Genomic DNA, 2,507 nt, shown 5'->3' with positions numbered 1-2,507 from the left:
TCTGAAAATTTCATTTTTTGGCAGGTGTGCTAATTTTTTTTGCAAATGCTTACTAACATTTACTTTATTTGAAATAAGACCTGGTACATCTTTAAACACACCATTGTTAATTCGCTGAAGTACATAACTAGTACCATCAGCTGTTTTAACCAAATACGTATCATTAATATGACCAGATGCTAATTCTGAATACGATAAAAATTCTGAATTATGATTAAACTGATTAAATGCTTCTTGTAATTGATGTATTTTGTTCATTTTACCAAAGTTTAGAGGGATAGCTATTATTTTTTTGCAAAAGTTCAATTTCTTTTTGAACTATTTCTTTATCTTCTTTGTATGTAACTCCAAACCATTTTGCATCTGATTTTAATACTTCAACGGTTGCTTTTCCAGATTTTAAAATTTCATTTACAATTAATGGAATAAAAAACTCTGCTTTTAAGTTTCCTATATTTTCTTCTAGAAACTCTTCAAAAAGTAGTGTTCCAAAATTGAAACATTTTGGTGTAAATCCCCAAAAATTCATAGAAACCATTGTTTCACCATCTATGGGAACAAATACGCCATTTTCATCTTTTCTAATGAGGTGGTTATTAACTTTCTCTATATGAACTCTTTCAGTTACATCCGTTAAAAAACCATCTTTACTAACCTGGCATTCTCCTCTTGAAACAAAACCATGGTCTGAAACGGTATTTTTTAACAAATATCCCATCATATTAAAATGGTACGAATCCGGATTGATTTCAACTAATTCTTTAGCCATTATTTCAAAGGCTTCTTTTCCATAAAAATCATCGGCATTTATAATTGCAAAGTTTTCCTTCACAACATCTTTCACCATTAAAAGTGCATGACCAGTTCCCCAAGGTTTGGTTCTTCCAGGGTTTTGAAATTTTTCTGGAACATCCTCAATTTCTTGAAAAACATAAGCAACTTCTGCTTTTCCTTCCAATTTTTTATCGAAAATAGCTTTAAAATCTTTTTCAAAACTTTTTCTAATTATAAATACAAATTTTCCAAATCCCGCTTGTAAAGCATCATAAATTGAAAAATCTATAATTGTTGCTCCTTCTGGAGTAAAAGCATCAAGCTGTTTCAACCCTCCATAACGGCTTCCCATTCCGGCAGCTAAAATTACCAAAGTTGGCTTTAAATTGTTTGTTTTCAATATATTATATTTTTAAATATTTACATTAAATACATCCTGCTTTAATAAAACATTGTGCTAATTTATAAATGAATTTTGAAATATCAAAGGAAAAATAATAAAAATGTGTTCGAACACACAAAATCTATGTTATCGAACACATTACTTATTTCATATCATAAAGTTTTCTATATTTGTAACATGAAAAAATATACGATTAAAGATATTGCTCAACTTGCAGGTGTTTCAAAAGGAACTGTTGATAGAGTTTTACATAAGCGTGGAAAAGTTTCAGAAATTGCTTTAGAAAAAGTAACAAAAATTTTAAATGAAATTGATTACAAACCAAACCCAATTGCTAAGAATTTAAAAATTAATAAAATTTATAAACTTGCTGTTGTTTTACCCGACGCTCAGAAAGATTCTTATTGGGAACCTTGTTCGGGTGCAATAAAAGAGGCAGAAAATGAGTTTCAACATTTTGGTATTGAATTTAATAAATTTGTTTTTGATGAATCTGAAACAAGTTCTTTTATAGAGACTTCTCTAACTGTTATTGCAACCAAACCTGATGCTATTTTAATGGTTCCATTATTTCAGAAAGAAGCTATAAATATTGTTGCAAAATGCAATGAAAAAAATATAAAAGTATCCATATTTAATAATTATATAGATTCCAACCATTCAAATAATTTTATTGGTCAGGATTTATATCAAAGTGGAAGAGTTGCTGCAAGATTGATGGATATGATTCTAAAAAAAGGTACTATTGGAATTGTACATATTGACGAAGATTATCAGAACGCAACACACTTGCAAGAAAAAGAAAAAGGATTTAGAAGTTACTTTAGCTCCTTAAACAATTCAGATTATAACATAACCACTGTTAATTTAAGTTATAAAAAATCTGAAAGCTTTAATACTTCACTACTTACATTTTTGGATCAAAATCCAAGTATTAACGGAATTTTTGTTACCATTTCTAAGTCGTATGTGGTTGTTGAAGCATTAAAAGAAAGAGCAGATACTATTGCAATAGTTGGATACGACTTGGTTAAAAAAAATATTGATTATTTAAAACAAGGACAAATTGATTTCTTAATTCATCAAAAACCAAAACAACAAGTTTATATGGGGTTGCATTATTTAGCAGAATATTTTTTATTTGATAAAGAAATACCTTCACAATTATTGCTACCAATTGACATTGTTACTTCTGAAAATATTGATGGTTACTTAAAATAAGTTTAAATAAAAAAGCCTTTGAAATTATATAATTTCAATTAAAAATTCATAAAGTTGAGTTTTGAAACTTTTATATTTTTGATTAAACTCAAAAATTTCTTTTACTAAG

2 protein-coding genes and 1 pseudogene are annotated in these 2,507 nt (G+C 27.8%); 1 reads left to right on the top strand and 2 read right to left on the bottom strand.

Annotated elements, in window-relative coordinates:
* Positions 1-258 (bottom strand): annotated as a pseudogene (locus AB1Z17_RS11870) (aminoglycoside phosphotransferase family protein); the annotation flags it as partial.
* A gap of 1 nt (position 259) precedes the next feature.
* Positions 260-1,174: a sugar phosphate nucleotidyltransferase gene (locus AB1Z17_RS11865; protein ID WP_368052007.1), complete on the bottom strand. Its 915-nt coding sequence runs from the start codon at positions 1,172-1,174 to the stop codon at positions 260-262.
* Between the two features lie 180 nt (positions 1,175-1,354).
* On the opposite strand from AB1Z17_RS11865, the gene AB1Z17_RS11860 reads away from it, so the two are divergent.
* Positions 1,355-2,398 carry a LacI family DNA-binding transcriptional regulator gene (locus tag AB1Z17_RS11860; RefSeq protein ID WP_368052006.1) on the top strand — a complete coding sequence of 348 codons (1,044 nt, stop codon included), beginning with the start codon at positions 1,355-1,357 and terminating at the stop codon, positions 2,396-2,398.
* Positions 2,399-2,507: the final 109 nt, after the last annotated feature.

This window comes from Lutibacter sp. (genome assembly GCF_040883305.1).
Classification (GTDB): Bacteria; Bacteroidota; Bacteroidia; order Flavobacteriales; family Flavobacteriaceae; genus Lutibacter.
Note: the sequence above shows the minus strand (reverse complement) of the source record. Positions and strands in the feature narration are given on the sequence as shown.

What these genes read in the sequence shown, in the direction of transcription:
- AB1Z17_RS11860 (WP_368052006.1), top strand. Translation starts at nt 1,355, where the DNA reads ATGAAAAAATATACGATTAAAGATATTGCTCAACTTGCAGGTGTTTCA.